Genomic DNA, 21,563 nt, shown 5'->3' on the forward strand with positions numbered 1-21,563 from the left:
AGCAACATTCATACCAGTATCCAACACCGGGAGCATATATGAACGCGAACCAATCCGGCACCGCGCCGGCGCTGCAGCAGACACTGACCACTTTCCAGCTTTGGGGCATTGCCGTCGGGCTGGTGATATCGGGTGAATACTTTGGATGGAGTTATGGCTGGGCCACGGCCGGCACGCTGGGCTTCACCGTCACGGCCATCTTTATCGCGGCCATGTACATGACGTTTATCTTCAGTTTTACGGAACTGACGACATCGATTCCCCACGCGGGCGGCCCGTTCGCGTATGCCAAGCGGGCGTTCGGCCCGGTGGGCGGCTATATCGCGGGCGCGGCCACCCTGGTGGAATTCGTGTTCGCGCCACCTGCTATCGCGCTGGCAATCGGCGCGTATTTGAATGTGCAATTTCCCGCGCTGGATCCCAAGGTGGCGGCCACCGGCGCGTATGTGATCTTCATGGCGCTCAATATCGTTGGCGTACAAATTGCCGCCACCCTGGAATTGCTGCTGGCATTGCTGGCAATCTTTGAATTGCTGGTCTTTATGGGCGTGGTGGCGCCGGGCTTTACGCTGGCGGCTTTTACGAAGGGCGGCTGGTCCGGACAGGACAGCTTCAGCCTGGCGGCCATCCCCGGCATGTTTGCCGCGATTCCATTCGCCATCTGGTTTTTCCTGGCCATTGAAGGCGTCGCCATGGCTGCCGAAGAAGCCAGGGATCCGCGCCGCTCGATTCCGGTGGCGTATGTCACGGGCATCCTGACGCTGGTGGCGCTGGCCATCGGTGTCATGCTGTTTGCAGGCGGCGCGGGCGACTGGACCAAGCTGGCCAACATCAACGATCCGCTGCCGCAAGCCATGAAAATGATCGTGGGCGACAACAGCGGCTGGCTGCACATGCTGGTCTGGCTGGGGCTGTTCGGGCTGGTGGCGTCGTTCCACGGCATTATCCTCGGCTATTCGCGGCAGATTTTTGCACTGGCCCGCGAAGGCTACCTGCCGCACGTTTTCGCAAAAATCCATCCCCGTTTCAATACGCCGCACCTGGCCGTGCTGGCTGGCGGCGTGGTGGGCATTGCCGCCATCTACAGCGATGAGTTGATCAAGATCGGCGGCCAGACGCTGACGGCCAACATCGTCACGATGTCCGTCTTCGGCGCCATTACGATGTACATCATCAGCATGCTGGCCCTGTTCAAGCTGCGCCGTACGGAGCCCCGCATGGCCAGGCCATTCAGTACGCCGCTGTATCCATGGTTCCCGCTGTTTGCACTGGCTGGCGCCGTCGTCTGCATGGCCACCATGGTGTACTACAACTTCCTCGTTGCGCTGATCTTTGCGGGCTTGCTGCTGGCCGGCTACGGCGTATTCCACCTGACCCGCGGCAACCGCGCAAAGCTGGCCGCTGCAGCCTGAAAGGAACTTTTTTATGCAATACGTTTTTGCAATGATGGCCGGTATGGCTTGCGCGTTCGCCGCCCATGCGGAAGAAACTCCGGCGTGGACGGAAACCGGCAACGTGACGTTGCTGTCCGACTATGTATTCCGCGGCGTATCGCAAACACAGGGCAAGCCCACGGCGCAAGCGACGGTGGAATTTGCGCACCGCGGCGGCGCCTATGCGGGCATGTTTGGTTCCGGCGTGTCGCATGCGGCGTATAACAATGGCGATGGCGCGGAAATCGACCTGTATGGCGGCTACCGCCATGTGCTCGATGAGCAAAGCAATATCGATGCGGGGGTGGTGACATACTGGTATCCGGGCGCCCGGTATGTTGCGGGAACGCAGACCATACGCTACCACACGGCCGATGTAAAATTGGGCTGGAACCGTGGCAGTTTCAATGCCTATGGCTGGGTTACTGTCAGCAGCCACTGGTTCGGCTACGCGGTCAATCCGTATTCCGGCAAGGTCGCCGATACCCGCGGCACCACCTATGTGGAAGCCAACTGGAACCCGGAACTGGCGCCGGGGCTGGCGGCCAACCTGCACATCGGGCGGCAGACCGTGCGGCATTTGGGCATGTACAGCTTTACCGATGTGAAGGCAGGCGTGACGCAGACGTGGGGTAACTGGGCTTTGTGCGGCGCGGCCATCTACAACAATGGCAAAGTGCATGACGGCGCCTTGCCGCTGTGGGTGTTCTTCAATGCGGACGGCAGCGGCAAGCGGGTGGTGGGCAAGCGCGTGCAGGTCACCCTGGCGCGCAATTTTTGAACGGGAGGCCGGCAATGCACCAGTTCACGCACAGGGTCGGAAGCCGCAGCTACGGCTTCCGCGACTTGAAAGACTTGATGGCCAAAGCCACGCCGGCCCGTTCCGGCGATTACCTGGCCGGTGTGGCGGCCACCAGCGCGGAAGAGCGGGTGGCGGCGCAAATGACGTTGGCGGCGCTGCCGCTGGGCGCCTTCCTCAACGATGTCCTGGTGCCCTATGAAACCGATGAAGTCACGCGGCTCATCATCGACAGCCACGATGAGCGCGCGTTTGCGCCGCTGCGGCACTTGACGGTGGGCGACTTCCGCAACTGGCTGCTCAGCGATGAAGCGGATGAAGCGGCGCTGGCCTGTGCTGCGCCCGGCATCACGCCGGAAATGGCGGCCGCCGTGTCGAAAATCATGCGCATCCAGGACTTGATCCTGGTGGCGAAGAAGTGCCGCGTGGTGACGGCATTCCGTAATACCATCGGCTTGAAAGACCGCCTGTCCACCCGCTTGCAGCCCAACCATCCGACCGACGACGCTTCCGGCATTGCCGCGAGCGTGCTCGATGGTTTGCTGTATGGCAGCGGCGATGCTGTCATCGGTATCAACCCCGCCACGGATAACGTGCCGCAGGTGGTGCGCATCGTCAGTATGCTGGACGAAGTCATTGCCCGTTATGGCATACCCACGCAATCGTGCGTGCTGACGCACGTGACCAACACCATTGCCGCCATCGACCGCGGTGCGCCGGTGGACCTGGTATTCCAATCAATTGCCGGCACGGAAGCGGCCAATGCGAGTTTTGGCGTCACGCTGTCCCTGCTGGCGGAAGCGCAGCAGGCGGCGCTGTCGCTGGGACGGGGTACTGTCGGCAATAACGTGATGTATTTTGAAACGGGACAGGGCAGTGCCTTGTCCGCCAATGGCCACCATGGCATGGACCAGCAAACGTGCGAAGCGCGCGCTTATGCGGTGGCGCGGCGCTTTTCCCCGCTGCTGGTCAATACGGTCGTGGGGTTTATCGGCCCGGAATACCTATACGACGGCAAGCAAATCATCCGCGCCGGGCTGGAAGACCATTTCTGCGCCAAGCTGCTCGGATTGCCGATGGGCTGCGACGTATGCTATACCAACCACGCGGAAGCGGACCAGAACGACATGGATGTGCTGCTGACGTTGCTGGGGGCGGCTGGCTGCACGTTTGTCATGGGCATACCGGGATCGGACGACATCATGCTTAATTACCAGACCACGTCGTTCCATGATGCGCTGTATGCGCGCCGCGTGCTGGGATTAAAACCGGCGCCGGAATTCGAAGCGTGGCTGAAGGAAATGCAGATTTTCACGGCAGACGATTACATTACGCTGGGGCAGGCCGTGCCCGCGCCATTCCAGGGCGCGCTGCTGCGGTTGGCGTAAAAGGAACTTCATGGAGGCGAATCAGTGAGCAAACCGGTTACGCACAATCCCTGGCAGGCTTTGCGCCAGTTCACCGCGGCGCGCATTGCACTGGGCCGCGCGGGTGTCAGCCAGCCTACGGCGCCGCAGCTGGATTTCCAACTGGCCCACGCGCAGGCGCGCGACGCCGTGCACCTGGCGCTCGATGCAGCGGCACTGGCGCACGCGCTTGCCAAAGAAGGAATGGAAGTGCTTTGCCTGCACAGTGCTGCGCCGGACCGCAGCATTTACCTGCAGCGGCCGGATCTGGGGCGGCGGCTCGATGCCGAATCGCGCCAGATGCTGCAGCAGCGCCCGCATCCTGCAATGCCATATGAAGTGGTATTCGTGGTGGCTGATGGCTTGTCGGCGCTGGCGATTGAACGGCATGCGCTGCCATTTTTACAAGCCATGGTGCAGCGCCTGGCGGCGGAGCCGTGGCGCATCGGGCCCGTGGTGCTGGTCAGCCAGGGCCGGGTGGCTGTCGGAGACGAGGTGGGTGAATTGCTGGCGGCGCGGGCGGTCGTGGTATTGGTTGGTGAACGGCCCGGCTTGAGTTCACCGGACAGCATGGGACTGTATTTGACGTGGCAGCCCAGGGTGGGATTGACGGACGCCGCGCGCAATTGTATTTCCAACGTCCGACCCGAAGGACTGGTGTATGGCGATGCGGCTTACAAGCTGCACTATTTGCTGTCGGAAGCACGGCGGCGCGGCTTGTCCGGCGTGGAATTAAAAGATGAGACGGGGGCGGCGCCGGGTGTCGCGCAACAGGATAGCGTGCGCTTTTTGTTGTAGGCTGGAAACAGGAATCAGCGTAAGATGAGGGGGTATCTGCGGGCGCCACCTATGTGAAGGAGCTGTCCATGGCCACCCTTGCTGACTTCCATGCACGCCTGGCCCGGCTGAGCCTCGCGGCCAGGCTGCGCACTGCCATTGCTGTCGTTGCCGTGCCGATGGGCGCTGCCGCCTTGCTGGCGCTGGCCATGCATTTGGCGGCCGTCTCCATGTGGCAGTCGGCCGCCACGGAAGATGGGCGGGTGGCGGAACTGGTCAATCAAAGTACCACATTGCTGCGGCAAGCCGGCGGAGCGCCGGACGCGCACCGCGCGGCGCTGGCGGCCTTGCGGGCGCACATGCGCGATGTTGCCCTGCTCAGTGACGATGGCGCGGTGCGCGCCGCAGCGCAGGCGGTCAGCCTGGCGACGTATGACCATGAATCCGGTAAGCCCGGCGCGGCGCCGCTGGCGCCATTGCTGGACAAAGTCGCTGTTGCCGCCGCCCGTGCGGCGGCGCGCGCCCGGCACAGTGCGGATACCGCCAGCAATGTGGCGCTGGCCGTGCTGTTGCTGGCGCCTGTCCTGGCCGCGGCTGGCGGGATGGTGCTGGCAAGGGACATTACACGCGGTATCGATGGCACGCTGCGCGAGTGCATTGCGTTTGCCGGCGATATCGCGGCAGGCAATTTCCGCCATGGCGGCGCCCATGCCCGCCCTGGCGCGCGGGCGCGCCATATGCATGCACCGGCGGACAGCGCCAGCGAACTGGACGTGCTGGTGCGGTCAATGAACAGCATTGCTGAAGAAACGCTGGCAGCGGCGGAGCGCGAAGTAGAGCGTATCGCGCGGCTGGAAGGCGTTGAGCGCGCGTGGGCACTGCTTTCCGCATGCAGCCGCTCGCTGGTCAAGGCGCCGGGCGAAGCGGCGTTGACGGATGCGATTTGCCACCATTTGGCGGAGCTTGGCGGCTACCGGATTGCCTGGGTGGGGTATGCGCGCGATGACGAGGGTAACAGCATTGAACCTGTCTCCCATGCCGGGACGGACCGGGCGTATATCGATGCGCTGCAACTGAGCTGGGGCACGGATGTACATAAGCAGGGCGGCTTTGGCACGGCAATCCAGCAGCGCCGCATGCTACTGTGTAAAAACATGCATGGCGACCTGGTGTTCACGTCGTGGAAATCCGTGGCGCCGCCGCATGGTGTTGAAGCGTGTATTGCACTGCCTTTGATGGATAGCCATGGCGCGTTTGGCGTGCTGGGCTTGTATGCGGCGGACGCGAAAGTATTGACTGAAGACGAGATCAAGCTGCTGCAAGACCTGGCCGATGACCTGGCGTTCGGCATTGCCAGCCGGCGCGACCACGCGCTGCGCGAGCAAGTCGAAGATGAATTGGCGCACCATACGAACTATGATGGCTTGACGGGGCTGGCCACGCTGACCATGCTGCGGCGCCACCTGGCGCCACATGCGGCGATGGCCCATGACGCGCACCGCAAAATGGCGGCCATCCACGTCAATATCGACCGCTTCCGTGAAGTCAATGACACGCTGGGCCGCGATGTCGGCGACCAGTTGCTGATGCACGTGGCGCAGCGCCTGCAGCAGGCATGCGGCCACCATGCGCTGCTGGCGCGGGCAGGGGCCGATGAATTCATCGCCGTGCTGCCTGCCATCGCCGGTTCCGGAAATGCTGCGGAAGCGGCGTCGCGCTTCGTGTCGTCGCTGGCGGATGCGTTGCAGGTGGGCGGCAAAGCCTGCGCGCCGCAAGTCTCCGTGGGGATCGCGATCCATCCGGACGATGGCGGCGACCATGACGCCATGCTGCGCCATGCGGGGCTGGCCGTGCAGGAAGCGAAGCGGCAGGGCGGCAATACGTGGCGTTTTTATGCCAAAGAAACCAATACACGGATGGCGGCGCGGCTGGCGATGGAAGCGGAATTGCATGGCGTGCTGGCGCGCGGCGAACTGGAATTGCACTACCAGCCGCAATGCAGCCTGGTGACCGGTTCCGTGACGGGCGTGGAAGCGCTGCTGCGCTGGCGCCATCCGTCGCGCGGCGTGCTGGCGCCATCGGAATTCCTGAAGGTGGCTGAGGAAGTGGGGCTGGCGCCTGCGTTTGGCGCATGGGCCATTGATACGGTTTGCCAGCAGTTGAACGCATGGCGTTCTGCCGGTGTGCACGTGCCGCCGGTCGCATTGAACCTGAGCGCGCGCCAGTTCCACCATGGTGGCCTGGCCGATACCGTGCGGTCCGCATTGCAGCGGCACCACGTGCCGGAAAAAGCGCTGGAACTGGAAATCACGGAAAGCGCGTTGATGCGCGACGTGGAAAATTCGGTGGCGGCACTGCGGTCGCTGCATGAACTGGGGGTGCGGATTGCGCTGGACGATTTCGGCGCCGGCTATTCGTCGTTGAACCAGTTGCGGCGGCTGCCGGTCGATCACGTGAAGATCGATGAAACGTTCGTGCGGGGAATCGTGACGGTGCCGGATGATGCGGCGGCGTGCAACGCTATCATCGCGCTGGCGCACAGCCTGCACTTTGCCGTGATTGCGAAAGGCGTGGAGACGGAAGAGCAAATGAATTACCTGCGCCGCCGCCACTGCGAAGCGATGCAGGGCTTCCTGTATAGCCGTCCCGTGCCGGCCGATGCCTTGGCTGCGCTGCTGCAATCCGGCCGCCGCCTGGCATTGACGGACCATGGCGAACCCCTGCGCACGATTTTATTGCTGGACGACGAACCGCATGTCGTGCGCGCCCTGAACCGCGCGCTGCGCCAGGACGGCTATAAAATCCTGGCCGCCACCAACGCAACGGATGCGCTCAAACTGCTGGCCAACAATCCCGTGCAAGTGATTCTGTCAGACCAGGATATGCCGGATACGACAGGCGTGGATTTTATGGCGCGCGTAAAAGACCTGCACCCCGCCACGGTCCGCATCATCCTGTCCCCCTACACGAACCTGGGCCCCGTCATCGACGCCATCAACCGCGGCGCCATCTACCGCTTCTTCCCGAAACCCTGGAACGACGACGAACTGCGCGCCTGCATCCACGAAGCGTTCCGTGTGGGGTCAGACGTGCATTGATGTATTCCCCCCATGGGGTCAGGCGTGCATTCATGCACTCGTTCTGCGCCGCTTCAAACTCGCCGCGCGGCTGCGGCGTATGGTGGAGCTATCACTTACGTGAGGAGATCCACCATGGCACGCAAACTCCGCATCCACGTTGCTGGCGGGCTGTACCACGTTATCTTGCGAGGCAATAACCGCCAGCCGATTTTTCATGACGATAAGGATCGATACCGGCTGGAGGATTTGATTGAAGAAGGCTCCAGCCGTTTCCACTACCAGCTGCTTGGCTATTGCTGGATGGGGAATCACATCCATGCTGCTGTCCAGGTTGGCAAGGTACCGCTGTCAAGCGCGATACAAAACCTGAGTTTCCGCTACGCCGGCTATTTCAATTGGCGCTACCAGCGCGTGGGCCATCTGTTCCAGGGGCGCTTTAAGGCCATCCTGATCGATTCAGACAGCTATTTGCTGCAACTGGTGCGCTATATCCACATGAATCCCGTGCGCGCGCAGCTGGTGGATACGCCTGACGCGTGGGCCTGGAGCAGCCACCGCGCCTACGTTGGTGAAATCGCCGCGCCGCCATGGCTGGATACGGCGCCTGTGCTTGCGCGCTTCAGCGACCGGCCCCAGCGGGCCCGGAAGGCATACCGCACATTTATGGGCATGCCTGAAAAGATGATGTCACCGCTGGATTTCGAGCGGGGCAATCAAAAGGTGCCAATTCTCGGGGATGAATTATTCGCTCATCGCATGGAACGCAAAGCATTCAGGGACGCGCCGGCTATGGAGCAATTCTCGGCGGAAGAAATCGTGAATGCCGTGTGCCTGGCAGCCGGCATGTCTGGCGAAGGTATTTGCACATCGCGCCGCGCCGATGCACTGCATGCGCGCATGGCGGCAGCGCATCTGGTACTGACGCGCAGCGATAGAAACCTGACAGCCCTGGCACGCATGATGGCGCGCGATCCGTCAACATTGTCACGCGCTGCCATGCGCTATGAAGCCAGCGAAGCAGCGCAGGAGGTGGCGGGAAGGGCGTTGGCGGTCCTGGCCAATGCACGAATGCACGCCTGACCCCACCGTTGAAACGCACGAATGCACGCCTGACCCCACAAAAAAAAGCCGCACGGGGCGGCTTGAAGGTAACGGCGGCGCGAGGAGGGGACCCACGCCGCTCAGGGAACTCAGTCTTCTGCGTAAATGTCGTTGTGGATGGTTTCTTTGACGAACAGGGCGCCGATCACCAAGGTCACCAGTGCGATGACGATTGGATACCACAGGCCGTAGTAAATGTCGCCCTTGAACGCCACCAGCGCGAATGCCGTGGTAGGCAGCAGGCCGCCGAACCAGCCATTGCCCAGGTGGTAAGGCAGCGACATCGACGTGTAGCGGATGCGGGTCGGGAACATTTCCACCAGCATGGCGGCAATCGGGCCGTATACCATCGTCACATACAGCACCAGCACGAACAGCAGCAAGACCATCATTGGCTTGTTGATGGCGTCCGGATCTGCCTTCGACGGGTAGCCTGCGGCCTTGATGGCGCCACCCAGCTCCTTCTTGAAGTCGGCGACTTTTTTCTTGCTGTCCGCGTCAAAGTTCAAGCCATCCGGCGTCATGGTCGCGTTCAGCGACATGACTTCCTTGTCGCCCACCATGATCTTCGCAACGCTGCCGGCCGGCGCATCCTGGCGCGCATAGTTGACAGAGCTTTGCGACAGCGACGACGTGGCGATGTCGCACGACGACGGGAATTTCTTTTCACCGGTCGGGTTGAACTGGAAGTGGCACGATGCCGGATCAGCCAATACCACCACTGGCGAGTTTTTCAGTGCAGCTTCCAGTGCAGGGTTGCCGTAGTGGGTCAAGCCTTTGAATAGCGGGAAGTACGTCAGCGCGGCGATCAGGCAGCCGCCCAGGATGATCCACTTGCGGCCGATGCGGTCCGACAGGCTGCCGAAGAAGATAAAGAACGGCGTGGCCAGCAGCAGCGCCGTGGCGATCAGGATATTTGCGGTTTTCAGTTCGATTTTCAGCGTCTGCAGCATGAAGAACAGCGCATAGAACTGGCCCGTGTACCACACCACCGCCTGGCCCATCGTCAGGCCCAGCAGCGCCAGCACCACGATCTTCATGTTTTTCCACTGGCCGAACGCTTCCGACAGCGGCGCTTTCGACGTTTTGCCTTCTGCTTTCATTTTCGCGAAAGCCGGCGATTCATTCATCGACAGGCGGATCCAGACGGAGATACCCAGCAACAGAACGGAGACGAGGAAGGGAATGCGCCAGCCCCATTCATTGAAGGCTTCTTCTTCCACCAGCAGGCGGGTACCCAGGATCACCATCAGCGACAGGAAGAACCCCAGGGTTGCCGTGGTTTGAATCCAGGCCGTGAACATGCCGCGCTTGCCGTGCGGCGCATGTTCGGCCACGTAGGTCGCCGCGCCGCCATATTCGCCGCCCAGCGCCAGGCCCTGCACGATACGCAGCAGCACGAGGATGATCGGCGCGGAAATGCCAATGGCCGCATAGCCCGGCAACAGGCCGACGATGAACGTTGACAAACCCATCAGCAAGATGGTGACGAGGAACGTGTATTTACGGCCGATCATGTCGCCCAGGCGGCCAAACACCAGTGCACCGAACGGACGGACAATAAAGCCCGCCGCAAACGCCAGCAGGGCAAAGATGAAGCCGGAGGTCGGGTCGGTGCCGGCAAAGAATTGTTTGGCGATAATCGACGCCAGCGAGCCATACAGGTAAAAGTCGTACCACTCAAAGACCGTGCCCAGCGACGAGGCAAAAATGACTTTCTTTTCTTCGCGCGTCATCGGAGAAGCTTTGCCGCCCCCTACGCTGCGCATATCGGCGGTGCCGGATGCAGTTGCCATGATTTATCTCCAATATAGTTATCAAAGTCGCTAATTGTTAAATCAGCAGCTTGCCCCCAGTGTGTGCGCCGAACCTTACGCGATTCTTGCTTCAAACTTACACGAAGCTTACAAAATATCTAATTTGTGGTTGCCCGGCCTCAAGGCCCTGCACTCCAGCTGTAAGGTCGGCGCCCCCTCAAAAGATGTTAGAAAAAATTTTGCGAACGCTCGTGCTTATTTGTGCTATTCTGAATACATCGCAACCAGCAACATCCCTAATACTGGAGACAGCAATGACTGATGCCGTGATCGTTTCGACCGCCCGTACTGGCCTGGCCAAATCCTGGAAAGGCGCTTTTAATATGACCCATGGCGCCACCATGGGCGGCCACGCGCTGCAGGCAGCGATTAGCCGCGCCAATATCGAAGCAGGCGAGGTGGAAGATGTGCTGATTGGCTGCGCCAATCCGGAAGGGGCAACCGGTGGCAACATTGCGCGCCAGATTGCACTGCGCGCCGGCTGCCCGGTCACCACGGGCGGCATGACGATCAACCGCTTTTGCTCGTCCGGCCTGCAAACTATCGCCACGGCGGCGCAGCGCATCATTGCCGGCGAAGGCGATATCTATGCGGCAGGCGGCGTGGAATCGATTTCGTGCGTGCAGCAGGAAATGAACCTGCACATGTTCAAGGAAGTGTGGCTGGACCAAAACAAGCCGGAAATTTACTGGACGATGCTGCAAACGGCGGAAAACGTTGCCAAGCGCTATAACATCAGCAAGGAACGCCAGGATGAATATGGCGTGCAAAGCCAGCTGCGCGCAGCGGCGGCCCAGGCAGCCGGTTTGTTCAATGCGGAAATCGTGCCGATGACCACCGTGATGGGCGTGGCCGATAAAGCGTCGGGCCAGTTGGTGTCGCGTGAAGTGACGATTTCCGCCGACGAGGGCATCCGCGCCGACACCACGTTGGAAGGCGTATCGAAAATCCGCACGGCCGTGCCGGGCGGCGTGATCTCGGCAGGCAACGCCAGCCAGTTTTCCGATGGCGCATCGCTGGCCATCGTCATGAATGCCAAGGTCGCTGAACAAAAAGGCTTGCAGCCATTGGGCATTTTCCGCGGCTTCGCTGTGGCAGGCTGCGAACCGGATGAAATGGGGATCGGTCCCGTGTTCGCGATTCCGAAGTTGCTGAAAAAAGCCGGCCTGAAAGTCGAAGACATCGGCCTGTGGGAATTGAATGAAGCATTTGCCGTGCAAGTGCTGTATTGCGCCGACAAGCTGGGCATCCCGATGGACCGCCTGAACGTCAACGGCGGCGCGATTGCCGTCGGCCACCCCTATGGCGTGTCGGGCGCCCGCCTGACGGGCCACGCGCTGATCGAAGGCAAACGCCGCGGCGTGAAGTATGTCGTGGTCACCATGTGCATCGGCGGCGGCCAGGGCGCTGCCGGCCTGTTCGAAGTCGTCTAAGCTGTCCCTTCCCCCGCAGGGCGCCCGCAGAAGGCGCCCGCTCACCACCTTCCGGAGACCTACGATGCAATCGAAGCTGCTGTCGCGCCGCGACGCCGATTTCCTGTTGTATGAATGGCTGGACTTGGAAGCGCTGACGCAGCGCCCCCGCTTTGCGGACCACAGCCGGGAAACCTTCACTGCCGCGCTGGATACGGCGGAAAAAATCGCCACCGACTTGTTTGCGCCGCATAACCGCCTGTCGGATGCGGACGAGCCGCATGCCATTCCAGGTGCGAAATGCCTGGAAGTGCAAATGATCCCTGAAGTGAAAACCGCGCTGGACGCCTACATCGGCGCCGGCCTGATGGCGGCTGGACAGGATTATGAATTGGGCGGCATGCAATTGCCCGTCACCGTGGAAAAGCTGGCAGCTGCGTACTTCACTGCAGCGAATGTCTCGACCACGTCGTACGCGTTCCTCACGATCGGCAATGCGAATACCTTGCTGAAGACGGGCACGCCGGACCAGATCCGCCGCTTCGTGCAGCCTATGCTGGAAGGCCGTTATTTCGGCACCATGTGCCTGTCCGAGCCGCAGGCCGGTTCCAGCCTGTCCGATATCACGACCCGCGCGGAACCGGATCCCGTTGCGGGACCGGAAGGCGAACGCCAATACCGGCTGAAGGGCAACAAGATGTGGATTTCCGCCGGCGAGCACGAATTGGCCGGCAATATCGTGCACCTCGTGCTGGCCAAGATCCCCGGCCCGGATGGCAAGCTGATTCCCGGCGTCAAAGGCATTTCCCTGTTTATCGTACCGAAACACCTGGTCAATGACGATGGCACGCTGGGTGAGCGCAATGACGTCGTGCTGGCGGGCCTGAACCACAAGATGGGCAACCGGGGCACCACCAATTGCCTGCTCAATTTTGGCGAAGGCGTATTTACCCCGGCAGGCAAGGCGGGCGCCATCGGCTACCTGGTGGGCCAGCCGCACCAGGGCCTGGCCAATATGTTCCACATGATGAATGAAGCCCGCATCGGCGTCGGCGCCGGCGCCGCGGTCTTGGGGTACACGGGTTATTTGCACGCGCTTGATTATGCGCGCAACCGTCCGCAAGGCCGCCACCCGGCCAATAAAGATCCGGCCCAGCCACAGCTGGCCATAGTCGAACACACGGACGTGCGGCGCATGCTGCTGGCGCAGAAGGCGTATGCGGAAGGCGCGCTGGGACTGGTGCTGTACAGCGCGAAGCTGGTCGATGACGAGCGCACGGCGCCCGATCCGGAACAGCGCGCACTGGCGTCCCGCTTGCTGGAATTCCTCACACCGATCACGAAATCGTGGCCGTCGCAGTGGTGTGTGGAAGCGAACAGCCTGGCGATCCAGGTACATGGCGGTTATGGCTATACGCGGGAATACCCGGTTGAACAGTTTTACCGCGACAACCGTTTGAATGCCATCCATGAAGGCACGCACGGCATCCACGGGCTGGACCTGCTGGGCCGCAAGGCCGCCATGCAGGAGGGCGCGCTGCTGAAAGCGTTTGCGGCAGAAGTGCGCAAGACCGTGGACCAATCGTCGCGTGGAGACTATGCCGGCATCGCCGACTATGGCCGCCAACTGGATGCCGCGTTGCGCCGCGTGGAACGGACCACGGCCACGCTGTACGGCGCGGGCGACATGAACAAGACGCTGGCCAATGCCAGCGTCTACCTGGAAGCCGTTGGCCACGTGGTGGTGGCGTGGGTGTGGCTGCAGCAAGCCATTGCCGCCAAGGCAGGACTGGATGCAGGGGCCACGCACGAAGATGAAGCGTTTTACCGCGGCAAGCTGCAGGCATGCCGCTATTTCTACCGCTGGGAATTGCCGAAGACGGATACCCAGTTTGATTTGCTCGACAGTCTCGACACGACCACGCTGGACATGCAGGACGCGTGGTTTTAATCGCCACGCATGACGACCGATAAACACCAAAGGAGAGTTTGAAGATGACACGCACCACTCAGCAGTTGTTCGACTTGACCGGCAAGACTGCACTGGTAACGGGCGGTTCGCGCGGCCTTGGCCTGCAAATGGCGCTGGCGCTGGGCGAACAGGGCGCGAAAGTCGTGCTTACGTCGCGCAAGCAGGCCGACCTCGATGAAGCCGTGGCGGAACTGGCCAAGCATGGCGTGACCGCGTATGCGATTGCCGCCGACTTGCAAAAGGAATCGGCAGTGGGACCGCTGGTCGATGCGGCACTGGAAAAACTCGGCGGCCACATTGATATCCTCGTCAACAATGCGGGCGCGACGTGGGGCGCTCCGGCGGAAGACTACCCGCTGGAAGCATGGGACAAGGTGATGAACCTGAACGTGCGCAGCATCTTCCTCGTGTCGCAGGCCGTGGGCAAGCGTTCGATGATCCCCCGCAAATCGGGCCGCATCATCAACATCGCATCGATCGCCGGCCTGGCCGGCAACCCGCCCGGCATGCTGACCATTGCCTACAACACGTCCAAGGCTGCCGTGATCAACTTCACCCGCACCTTGGCTGGTGAATGGGGAGTGCACGGCATTACCGTCAATGCGCTGGCGCCGGGCTTCTTCCCGTCGAAGATGAGCGCGGGCCTGATTGCCGCCATGGGGGAAGAAAAAATGGCCAATGAAGCGCCGCTGCGCCGCCTCGGCGATGACGAGGATTTAAAAGGCCCGGTAGTATTGCTGGCGTCGGACGCCGGCAAACACATCACGGGCCAGACGCTGGCCGTTGACGGCGGGGTATCGGCGATCTGAAATCCGTAGGGCGGGCTCGTAGAACCCGCCATGGCGCCGCCGGGCTGCAAGCATGGCGGATTTGACTCGGCTTCCCCATAAAATCCGCCCTACGTCACAGCCAACAATGGAGCAAAGAATGAGCACTTATCAACGCATCGTATTGGCGTCCCGCCCGCAAGGCGACGTCACGCCGGACAACTTCCGCCTCGAAACTGTGGAAATCCCTGCCATTACCGATGGCCAGGTCCTGGTGCGTAACCATTACCTGTCGCTGGACCCGTACATGCGCGGGCGCATGAGCGACGCGAAAAGCTATGCCGCGCCGCAGCCGCTGAATGAAACCATGATAGGCGGCACCGTCGGCGAAGTCATTGCATCGAACAACCCGAAATTTGCCGTGGGCGATTTCGTTGTTGGCATGTTCGGCTGGTCGGAAATCGGCGTATCCGATGGCGCGCTGCTGCGCAAAGTCGATGGCAAAGTCATTCCGCCATCGGCTTACCTGGGCGCGGTCGGCATGCCGGGCATGACGGCTTGGTATGGCTTCAACCATATCCTGAAAGCCAAGCCCGGGGAAACCGTAGTCGTGTCCAGCGCCAGCGGGGCGGTCGGTTCCGTGGTCGGCCAACTGGCGAAATTGAAGGGGTGCCGCGCCGTGGGTATCGCGGGCGGCGGCGAAAAATGCGATTACGTCGTCAATACGCTGGGCTTCGACGCGTGCGTGGATTACAAGGCTGGCAACCTGGAAGGCGACCTGGCCGCCGCCACGCCGGACGGGGTCGATGCAATCTTTGAAAACGTCGGCGGCGCCGTGTTCGACGCGGCGCTGGCCCGCACCAACGCGTTTGCCCGCGTGGCCCTGTGCGGCATGATCGCAGGCTACAACGGCGAAGACATCCCGCTGCGCAATGCGCGGCTGCTGCTGACGAACCGCATCACGGTGCAGGGTTTTATTGTCACGGAACACCTGGACTTGTGGCCGCAAGGCTTGTCGGAACTGGGCGGCCTGGTTGCCACCGGCAAGCTGCAATTCCGCGAATCCGTGGCGGACGGACTGGCGCAGGCGCCGGATGCATTCATCGGCCTGCTCAAAGGTAAAAACTTCGGTAAACAACTGGTGAAAATGATTTGACGTCTCTCCGCCCTAAAGGACGGAGATTCCTGCTACCAGCGTCGCACGTCCGCGACGGAGAATGTTGATTGCTGCGTTGAGATCACGATCATGTACCGCACCGCAATCACTACACTGCCATTCCCTTATTCCGAGGTCTGTGATACCTCTCGGCCTCGTTTCGGGCTTGGCGCCGCAATTCGAGCAGATCTGGGTGGTGAATCGTTCGTCTACTTCGGTATACCGTGCGCCATGCTTAACAGCCTTGTACGCCAGTTGCAAGCGAAGTGTCGACCAGCCTGCGTCCAATACCGATTTCGCCATGCTGGTCTTGGCGAGGGCAGCCGCGTTGACATTGCCGACCACGATATGGTCGAACTGACGCACCAGGCTGATGGACAATTTGTGAAGAAAGTCATGCCGTCGATTAGCAATCTTGGAGTGAATAGCCTTGATCCGGTTCTTCTTGCGAGCCCGCTGTGCCGTGGCAAGCGCCGGTTCGGCCTCGCGGTAAAAGTTCGGCGCGGGTACCGGTTTGCCGCTCGTCAGTTTGGCCAGATCATGCAAGCCCAGGTCGATGCCGACATCCTGAAAAATCATCCGTGCCGGCGGTTCCGCTACGTCCAGCACGATATTCAAGAACCAATTACCGCTCCGGTCGCGCGAGAAATTCCTGCCGTCGCAGATTTTCCCTTCTGGCAGAGGCCGCGAGTAAAACACGCGGAACGTATTGCCGGCAAAGCGGAACGCGTTACCTTCCCGCTTCAATTCTCGCCCTTTGAGCGGCACCCAGCCCAGCGCCTTGCGGCCCCGGTAGCGCAAATAGGGACGGCGCGACTGCTGGCGGGACTTCGCGTATTGCTGGCACACGTCATTCACTGTGCCCGAATGCAATCCAAGTTCTTTGCTGCAACCAGTCGTCAGTTTGATCAAATCGAAAGCCGTATGCCAGCGGCGGCAAAAGCGCAGTGCATCTTTTTGCCGGTCGTTGCAGTAATTCCAGACGTCATTGACCACTCGGGCCTGCCGGTTAAGCAGCCCAAGCAAGGATTTCACGCGGTATCGGTAGACGAGTTTCATGTCCATTGGACTGCCCGGACTGAAATAAGTTCCCTGCTAACGCAAAATAAGTCGGCGGCTGCGCCGCCGACTCCTTTCACTCCCCGTCCTGAAGGACGGGGTTTCTTGGAGCAACTCTGATGAAAAATTTCAAGGACAAAGTAGCCGTTATTACGGGTGGCGCCGCCGGCCTGGGAAAAGAATTCGCCATCCGCGCCCATGAACTGGGCATGAAGCTGGTGCTGGCCGACGTGCAGAAAGATGCGCTCGACGCCACCGTCGCGGAACTCAAAGGGCAGGGCGCCGCCGTCATCGGCTTGATGTGCGACGTGCGCAAAAGCGAACAAGTGCAGGCGCTGGCCGATGCCGCCATGAACGAATATGGCGCCGTGCACCTGGTGTTCAATAACGCCGGTGTCGGTTCCGGTGGGCTGATCTGGGAAAACACGGAAGCCGACTGGGAATGGGTGATGGGCGTAAACGTGTGGGGCGTGATCCACGGCGTGCGCATCTTCACGCAACTGATGCTGGAATGCGCGAAGGCCGATCCGGCGTATGAAGGCCATATCGTCAATACGTCGTCGATGGCCGGTGTCGTGAATCCGCCGGTGATGGGCGTCTACAACGTGTCCAAGCATGCCGTCGTGTCGCTGTCGGAGACGCTGTACCACGATTTAAAACTGGTCGATGCACCGATCAGCGCATCGGTACTGTGCCCGTTCTTTGTGCCGACCGGGATCAACCAGTCGCACCGCAACCGTCCCGATGACGTGAAAATGTCCAAGCCGACGGCCAGCCAGCTGGCTTCGCAGGCGATGACGGACCGCGCTGTCAATTCCGGCAAAGTCACGGCGCGCCAGGTGGCGGAACTGACGTTCAATGCCATTGAAAACGGCCAGTTCTACATTTACTCGCACCCGGATGCGCTGGCCGGCCTGCGCGTGCGCATGGAAGACATGACGACGCCACGCAACCCGACCGACCCGCATGCCGCGACGCCGCATATCCGCGACATGCTGAAGGGAATGCTGAAGAAGGACTAAGCCGCTGCGCGGCGCGGGGATGTTCCTGCGCCGCGCCACATGGCACAATAAGCGGATGAAACCACTTACCATACGCTATGGCGACTGGTCCGCGCTGCGGGCCGACGCCCAAACCATCCGCCTGGAAGTCTTTGTCCAGGAACAAAACGTTCCCGCTGAACTGGAAATGGATGACAAGGATGCAGTGTGCCTGCACGTGGTCGCGTATGACACGCACGGCGCCCCTGTCGCCACCGGACGCCTGCTGCCAGACGGCCATATCGGCCGCATGGCAGTGCGCAAGCCGCAGCGGGGAACCGGTATCGGCGGCCAGCTGCTGCAAGGCTTGATGGCGCAAGCCAAAGCGCGCGGCGACAGGGAAGTCGTGCTCAGTGCACAAACGCATGCTGCGCCGTTTTATTTAAAGCACGGGTTTGTGCAGCGGGGCGAAGAGTTTTTCGAGGCGGGGATTTCCCACATCGAAATGACTTGCCAGTTGTAAGGCGGGGTCTGTGAACCCGTCCTACTGGATCAATACCTCATGCAACACTGCCGGCGCGTCGCTGAACAGTTTTACGACAGTCGATGAGCGGGTACCGTAAGCGGCCGATTCGATCCGTACTGCCGACAGCATGCGCTCCACTTCCAGCGGCACGCCCGTTTCCGGCAAGCGCATGTCCGGGGCCTGCGTGGTATCGGACAGCATTTCAAAGTAGGCGTCGTCCGGCGCCCCCAGGCACAGCAAACTGGCAAACTGCGCCTTGGTCTTCAAGACCTTGGGCCACGGCGAATCAAGCAGCGCATTCGACAAGCCATAGATGCCGGGCGCCAGCGGCTGGCCATTGCGCGGGTCTTGCTCGCCCTTGTTGGAATACCACACGAGATGGTCGCGGTCGCCCACCACGAGATTAAATCCGTTGTATGCCGACGCGCCGCCGCGGATGCTGTCGATATACGCTTGCGGCGGCAGGGAACCGGCCAGGTAATCCGCCACCAGGTGCCCGCGCGAAGGCGCATCGTCCTTGTGCTCTTGCGGCGCGCGGATATTGGTAATGGCCGCGAAGCGCGATGACGCATCACCTGCCTGTTGCGTAATGCCCATCCAGCTGCCGCCGGCCTTCAAATCGCGCCCGGCAAAAATATGGGGCTGGTCCGGCCACGGGCCGGCAGGCGCCGCTTCCCGTGCATAAAATTCGTCGCGGTTGGCAGCCGCGATCAGCGGCACGCCTGGCACGACCTGCCATGCGAAAACAATCAGGCACATGGGTCAGATATCCGTAAAGATTTCAGTGTGGCGGGGGCCGGCAGTGAGGGCGGGAAGCCCATGCTTTTGCACTGCATCGGCCAGCACGGCGTCAAAGCCGTCGCGGACATCCGGATAGACTTCCATCCATGTCCAAACGCCGTCGCCCGGTTGCGGGCGGCGCTTCAGTTGCGGCGCGACGCCATGGGCGGAAGTCAATTCCGCCTGCATGGCTGTCACCGCGCGGTGCAGGGCGGACTGGTCCGCCTCCCGCACTTTGTAATAGCTATACAGATCCATCGCTGCCGGTGTTACACATCCAGCTTGTCCAGCACGTACGGCATGGGCAGCAACGCCAGCGGTGCGCCATCGGCGCTGCGGGCGCGGACATCGCCTTGCTCCAGCGCGTCAAGCTTCATTTCCACCAGTGCGTCGACGCCGCCTTCGCCGTTCGGCGCGGCATTGACCACCATGCCGCATGGCTGCGACGCATCGCTGGCCGCAAACACTTCGACCCCGGCCGCCACCGATGCATCGGCAATGCGGGCCAACGCCGTACGGCGTTTCAATTTGCCCAGGTACTGGCTGCGGGCCACGATTTCCTGGCCCGGATAGCAACCCTTTTTAAAATTCACGCCGCCCAGCAATTCCAGGTTGACCATTTGCGGCACGAATTGTTCTTGCGTGGCGGCCGTCACTTGCGGCACGCCGGCGTGGATGGACGCCAGGCGCCAGGCATCGCCGCCGCCTACGTTCAAGCGTTCGGCCAGCACGGGCGCCACTGTATTGGCGGTTTCCTGCGACGCCAGCCACAGGTAGCGCGGGGCGCCAAACGCGTCGCCCAGGCGCAGTACGGTGCCCAGCGGGTGCGACACCTTGGAATACGGTTGCTGCGGCAGCGCGTCAAACCACGTTTGCAGCACGGCTTCGGCCAGGCCGCCGCCCAGGCCCAGCGCCACCGCATTGGCTGGCGCTTCCGTGGCGTCGGACAGCTTGGCTTTCGCGCGCAGCACGAACATGGACAGGCGCTTTTGCAGCGCCGGCTGGATGTCGCGCGCCAGTTGCAGGTAGATGGCATCCTGGCCGCGCCACATGGTGAACGTCGCCTGCAGCCGGCCTTTCGGCGTGCAATAGCCGGCCAGGCGCACTTCATCCGCGCCCAGGTGTTCGACGTCGTTGGTCAGCTGGCTATGGAGGAAACTTGCCGCATCGTCGCCCTGTACGGCGATCAAACCCTGATCGGTCACGCAAGCCACGAAGCCTACAGCCAGTTCAGCCGGTGTCAGTGCAGGCTGATTTGCGCCTCGCACCAAAGTTTGTTTCCAGTCACTCATCATTATGGACATTAAATTGCCGGTTACTTAAATGCCCCAGTGGCATTATCATTACGGGCTCATTATAGTGATGTCGCGGAATTCGCGTTGGACACAGCCAAAAACTGTCGCGCCAGCCGTAGAATGACTAACAGGCGGGCATTAGTCGCCGCGCACGTCGTAACAGCTTTTAAAATGGCATTCATAAAAAAAACGATTGTTTTGGGGATCATCGCCGCCGGCGCGCTGGGCGGCGGCTTTGCGTGGTGGGCAAGCAAGCCGATTATCACGGAAGAACCCGCGATCGAATTCACCATCGCGCCTGGCAGCGGGGCGAGCGCCGCTGGCCAGCAAATGCTGGAAGCCGGTGTGCCGATCCAGCCTTTGCTGTTCAACCTGCTGGCGCGCCTGACGGAAAAATCTGCCAAGCTTAAAGCCGGTTCGTATGAACTCAAGCCCAATACCACCCCGCTGCGCCTGATCGACCAGCTGGTGCGGGGCGAGTTCGCACAGGAACAGTTGACGATTATTGAAGGCTGGACTTTCCGGCAGATGCGCATGGCCATGGCTGCGCACCGGGGCTTGAAGCACGATACAGCCGACCTGTCGGATAAGGAATTGATGGCGCTGATTTCGCCGGATTACAAGGCTCCGGAAGGATTATTCTTCCCCGACACGTATTTATTTGCCAAGGGCGCCAGCGAATTGCAGATATTCCGGCAGGCCCACGCGATATTGCTGGCGAAACTGCAGGACGCGTGGGACAAGCGCGATACCAGCCTGCCTTATAAAAACCCGTATGAAGCGCTGACCATGGCGTCGATAGTGGAAAAGGAAACGGGCCAGAAATCCGAGCGCGGTATGATTGCGGGTGTTTTTGTCAACCGCCTGCGGATCGGCATGCTGCTGCAAACGGATCCGACCGTAATTTATGGCATGGGCAGCAAATACGAAGGCAAGATCCGGAAAAAAGACCTGGAAACGGATACGCCGTATAACACGTATACTCGGGCAGGTTTGCCGCCGACGCCGATATCCCTGCCAGGCCAGCAGTCGCTGACGGCAGCGTTATCGCCGGCCAAGACGGGAGCGCTGTATTTCGTCGCACGCGGCAATGGCACCAGCCAGTTTTCAGACAATCTCACCGACCACAACCGGGCGGTCAACCAGTATCAACGGCAGTAATCTAATAACTTGAGTGCCGGGCCTTTAGGCCGGGCAACAACA

At 61.2% G+C, this 21,563-nt stretch carries 18 protein-coding genes; 13 read left to right on the forward strand and 5 right to left on the reverse strand.

Annotated elements, in window-relative coordinates; translation table 11 throughout:
• Window positions 1-38: 38 nt before the first annotated feature.
• The 6 genes from eat to GM668_RS22615 all read left to right on the forward strand — a co-directional run bounded on the left by eat (window position 39) and on the right by GM668_RS22615 (window position 8,575).
• Window positions 39-1,412, forward strand: coding sequence for an ethanolamine permease (eat, locus tag GM668_RS22590; RefSeq protein ID WP_155441218.1), 1,374 nt, complete (start codon window positions 39-41; stop codon window positions 1,410-1,412).
• 13 nt (window positions 1,413-1,425) lie between these two features.
• Complete coding sequence (locus GM668_RS22595) at window positions 1,426-2,214, forward strand: TorF family putative porin (RefSeq protein WP_155441219.1); 789 nt, start codon at window positions 1,426-1,428, stop codon at window positions 2,212-2,214.
• A 14-nt stretch (window positions 2,215-2,228) separates the two neighbouring features.
• The gene (locus GM668_RS22600) at window positions 2,229-3,620 is read left to right on the forward strand and encodes an ethanolamine ammonia-lyase subunit EutB (RefSeq protein WP_155441220.1); all 1,392 of its coding nucleotides are present in this window, start codon (window positions 2,229-2,231) and stop codon (window positions 3,618-3,620) included.
• A 24-nt stretch (window positions 3,621-3,644) separates the two neighbouring features.
• Complete coding sequence (gene eutC / locus GM668_RS22605; protein WP_170305772.1) at window positions 3,645-4,436, forward strand: ethanolamine ammonia-lyase subunit EutC; 792 nt, start codon at window positions 3,645-3,647, stop codon at window positions 4,434-4,436.
• 68 nt (window positions 4,437-4,504) lie between these two features.
• The gene (locus GM668_RS22610) at window positions 4,505-7,513 is read left to right on the forward strand and encodes an EAL domain-containing protein (protein WP_155441221.1); all 3,009 of its coding nucleotides are present in this window, start codon (window positions 4,505-4,507) and stop codon (window positions 7,511-7,513) included.
• 114 nt (window positions 7,514-7,627) lie between these two features.
• Window positions 7,628-8,575, forward strand: coding sequence for a transposase (locus GM668_RS22615; protein ID WP_170305773.1), 948 nt, complete (start codon window positions 7,628-7,630; stop codon window positions 8,573-8,575).
• A gap of 110 nt (window positions 8,576-8,685) precedes the next feature.
• On the opposite strand, the gene GM668_RS22620 is transcribed toward GM668_RS22615, so the two are convergent.
• The gene (locus GM668_RS22620) at window positions 8,686-10,392 is read right to left on the reverse strand and encodes an MFS transporter (RefSeq protein WP_155441223.1); all 1,707 of its coding nucleotides are present in this window, start codon (window positions 10,390-10,392) and stop codon (window positions 8,686-8,688) included.
• A gap of 275 nt (window positions 10,393-10,667) precedes the next feature.
• On the opposite strand from GM668_RS22620, the gene GM668_RS22625 reads away from it, so the two are divergent.
• The 4 genes from GM668_RS22625 to GM668_RS22640 all read left to right on the forward strand — a co-directional run bounded on the left by GM668_RS22625 (window position 10,668) and on the right by GM668_RS22640 (window position 15,720).
• Window positions 10,668-11,846: an acetyl-CoA C-acyltransferase gene (locus GM668_RS22625; RefSeq protein ID WP_155441224.1), complete on the forward strand. Its 1,179-nt coding sequence runs from the start codon at window positions 10,668-10,670 to the stop codon at window positions 11,844-11,846.
• Between the two features lie 64 nt (window positions 11,847-11,910).
• Window positions 11,911-13,776: an acyl-CoA dehydrogenase gene (locus GM668_RS22630; RefSeq protein WP_155441225.1), complete on the forward strand. Its 1,866-nt coding sequence runs from the start codon at window positions 11,911-11,913 to the stop codon at window positions 13,774-13,776.
• A gap of 44 nt (window positions 13,777-13,820) precedes the next feature.
• Window positions 13,821-14,606, forward strand: coding sequence for an SDR family oxidoreductase (locus tag GM668_RS22635; RefSeq protein ID WP_155441226.1), 786 nt, complete (start codon window positions 13,821-13,823; stop codon window positions 14,604-14,606).
• Between the two features lie 118 nt (window positions 14,607-14,724).
• A complete protein-coding gene (locus GM668_RS22640; RefSeq protein ID WP_155441227.1) occupies window positions 14,725-15,720 on the forward strand; it encodes an NADP-dependent oxidoreductase in 996 nt (331 codons plus the stop codon).
• A gap of 12 nt (window positions 15,721-15,732) precedes the next feature.
• On the opposite strand, the gene GM668_RS22645 is transcribed toward GM668_RS22640, so the two are convergent.
• On the reverse strand, window positions 15,733-16,779 hold the full coding sequence (locus GM668_RS22645) for an RNA-guided endonuclease InsQ/TnpB family protein (RefSeq protein ID WP_155441228.1): 1,047 nt from the start codon (window positions 16,777-16,779) through the stop codon (window positions 15,733-15,735).
• A 119-nt stretch (window positions 16,780-16,898) separates the two neighbouring features.
• Here GM668_RS22645 and GM668_RS22650 point away from each other — a divergent pair, with 119 nt between their 5' ends.
• Window positions 16,899-17,801 carry an SDR family oxidoreductase gene (locus GM668_RS22650; RefSeq protein ID WP_155441229.1) on the forward strand — a complete coding sequence of 301 codons (903 nt, stop codon included), beginning with the start codon at window positions 16,899-16,901 and terminating at the stop codon, window positions 17,799-17,801.
• 55 nt (window positions 17,802-17,856) lie between these two features.
• The gene (locus GM668_RS22655) at window positions 17,857-18,282 is read left to right on the forward strand and encodes a GNAT family N-acetyltransferase (protein ID WP_155441230.1); all 426 of its coding nucleotides are present in this window, start codon (window positions 17,857-17,859) and stop codon (window positions 18,280-18,282) included.
• A gap of 21 nt (window positions 18,283-18,303) precedes the next feature.
• On the opposite strand, the gene GM668_RS22660 is transcribed toward GM668_RS22655, so the two are convergent.
• The 3 genes from GM668_RS22660 to ygfZ are packed head-to-tail and all read right to left on the reverse strand — an operon-like array spanning window position 18,304 to window position 20,357.
• Entirely contained in the window at window positions 18,304-19,044 is a 741-nt protein-coding gene (locus GM668_RS22660) for an NRDE family protein (RefSeq protein WP_155441231.1), read from the reverse strand.
• Between the two features lie 3 nt (window positions 19,045-19,047).
• Window positions 19,048-19,323, reverse strand: a complete 276-nt coding sequence (locus GM668_RS22665; protein ID WP_155441232.1) for a DUF4936 family protein — start codon at window positions 19,321-19,323, stop codon at window positions 19,048-19,050.
• An 11-nt stretch (window positions 19,324-19,334) separates the two neighbouring features.
• Complete coding sequence (gene ygfZ, locus GM668_RS22670) at window positions 19,335-20,357, reverse strand: CAF17-like 4Fe-4S cluster assembly/insertion protein YgfZ (protein WP_371868765.1); 1,023 nt, start codon at window positions 20,355-20,357, stop codon at window positions 19,335-19,337.
• A 174-nt stretch (window positions 20,358-20,531) separates the two neighbouring features.
• Here ygfZ and mltG point away from each other — a divergent pair, with 174 nt between their 5' ends.
• On the forward strand, window positions 20,532-21,521 hold the full coding sequence (gene mltG, locus GM668_RS22675; protein WP_155441234.1) for an endolytic transglycosylase MltG: 990 nt from the start codon (window positions 20,532-20,534) through the stop codon (window positions 21,519-21,521).
• The last annotated feature ends 42 nt before the right edge of the window (window positions 21,522-21,563 follow it).

It is taken from the genome of Pseudoduganella ginsengisoli (assembly GCF_009720865.1).
Classification (GTDB): Bacteria; Pseudomonadota; Gammaproteobacteria; order Burkholderiales; family Burkholderiaceae_D; genus Rugamonas; species Rugamonas ginsengisoli.